Source organism: Xenorhabdus bharatensis (assembly GCF_037996705.1).
GTDB classification, from domain to species: Bacteria; Pseudomonadota; Gammaproteobacteria; order Enterobacterales; family Enterobacteriaceae; genus Xenorhabdus; species Xenorhabdus bharatensis.
Genome location: NZ_JBBMXG010000057.1, coordinates 1 through 1079, shown reverse-complemented (window position 1 = coordinate 1079; position 1079 = coordinate 1). Strand labels below are relative to the sequence as shown.

The window sequence follows — 1079 nt, the reverse complement described above, 5'->3', positions numbered from 1 at the left end:
GGGGTACTGAGATGTTTCAGTTCCCCCGGTTCGCCTCTTGACCCTATGAATTCAGGTCAAGATAGTGCAACGGATTGCACTGGGTTTCCCCATTCGGGTATCGCCGGGTCTCGCGGGTCATATCCCCTTCCCGGCGCTTATCGCAGATTAGCACGCCCTTCATCGCCTCTGACTGCCTAGGCATCCACCGTGTACGCTTAGTCGCTTAACCTCACAACCCGAAGGTGTCTTCGGATTGGGGTTTTGAGAGACTCCTCAATAGTTGTCTTATGACACCCTACTGAGTGTTTCAAATTTTCAGCTTGTTCCAGATTGTTAAAGAGCATGTATTGGTAAACCGGCGATTAAGCCCGCTTAACAATACGTTCGTTGGCGCCGTCTTTCACCCGACTCCCGAGCAAAGTGGCGTCCCCTAGGGGATTCGAACCCCTGTTACCGCCGTGAAAGGGCGGTGTCCTAGGCCTCTAGACGAAGGGGACTTCAAGTCTTCTTCGCAGACGCTGCTCGTCTTACATTCATCAGACAATCTGTGTGAACACTCACATTTCACTATCTTTAGGTTAAGGAGGTGATCCAACCGCAGGTTCCCCTACGGTTACCTTGTTACGACTTCACCCCAGTCATGAATCACAAAGTGGTAAGCGCCCTCCCGAAGGTTAAGCTACCTACTTCTTTTGCAACCCACTCCCATGGTGTGACGGGCGGTGTGTACAAGGCCCGGGAACGTATTCACCGTAGCATTCTGATCTACGATTACTAGCGATTCCGACTTCATGGAGTCGAGTTGCAGACTCCAATCCGGACTACGACAGACTTTATGAGTTCCGCTTGCTCTCGCGAGGTCGCTTCTCTTTGTATCTGCCATTGTAGCACGTGTGTAGCCCTACTCGTAAGGGCCATGATGACTTGACGTCATCCCCACCTTCCTCCGGTTTATCACCGGCAGTCTCCCTTGAGTTCCCACCATGACGTGCTGGCAACAAAGGATAAGGGTTGCGCTCGTTGCGGGACTTAACCCAACATTTCACAACACGAGCTGACGACAGCCATGCAGCACCTGTCTCAGCGTTCCCGAAGGC

General features: G+C 52.5%; 1 tRNA gene and 2 rRNA genes. All 3 read right to left on the bottom strand.

Annotation, left to right across the window (positions count from 1 at the left end):
* Nucleotides 1-211: ribosomal RNA gene (locus tag AAC855_RS21185) — 23S ribosomal RNA — on the bottom strand; the annotation flags it as partial.
* Nucleotides 212-403: 192 nt separating this feature from the next.
* Nucleotides 404-479, bottom strand: a tRNA-Glu gene (locus AAC855_RS21180).
* Between the two features lie 82 nt (nt 480-561).
* Nucleotides 562-1079: ribosomal RNA gene (locus AAC855_RS21175) — 16S ribosomal RNA — on the bottom strand; the annotation flags it as partial.